At 65.0% G+C, this 503-nt stretch carries 2 protein-coding genes; both read left to right on the plus strand.

The features are described 5' to 3' along the window. Window positions 1–340: head completion/stabilization protein (locus QCE79_RS39520; RefSeq protein WP_309851853.1), on the plus strand; the 340-nt coding region annotated here is incomplete at its 5' end. After that, a partial coding sequence (locus tag QCE79_RS39525) for a tail protein X (protein WP_309851856.1) occupies window positions 340–503 on the plus strand: 164 nt, incomplete at its 3' end. The genes QCE79_RS39520 and QCE79_RS39525, both read left to right, overlap by 1 nt.

Genomic DNA, 503 nt, shown 5'->3' on the forward strand with positions numbered 1-503 from the left:
CGCGCGGCTTTTCGATGCGGTAGTCGAAGGCATCGCCCATGCGGCCGACGTCTTGCATGCGTGGCGCGTCAAATGTGAGGCAAGCGGGGCGGCCGATCTGGCGGCGACCCATCCTCGCCAGGTCGCAGGCGAAAGCGTCCAGGTGCGCCGCTATCGGCGCGCCGTGTACGGCTGGGCGCATGCGTTGGTGTTGGAGCGATATCGGGGCTACGACACATCACAGAGCGGAACGCGCCGCGTCGATGCCGTGGCGTTGTCGCCGGACGAGGCGCGCCGGGATGCCTATTGGGCCTTGGGCGATATCGTCGGGCGGCGCAGATTAACGGTCGAGGCGATTTGATGAAGGTGCGCTCGCAGCAGGGCGATACGGTCGATTTGTTGTGTTGGCGATTTTATGGTCGCACCAACGGCACGGTCGAGGCGGTGCTCGAAGCGAACCCGGGTCTTGCCGATCTGGGTCTGATGCTTCCTCTTGGCACGCTCGTGAGCATGCCCGAACTCGG

This window comes from Caballeronia sp. LZ003 (assembly GCF_031451465.1).
Lineage (GTDB): Bacteria > Pseudomonadota > Gammaproteobacteria > Burkholderiales > Burkholderiaceae > Caballeronia.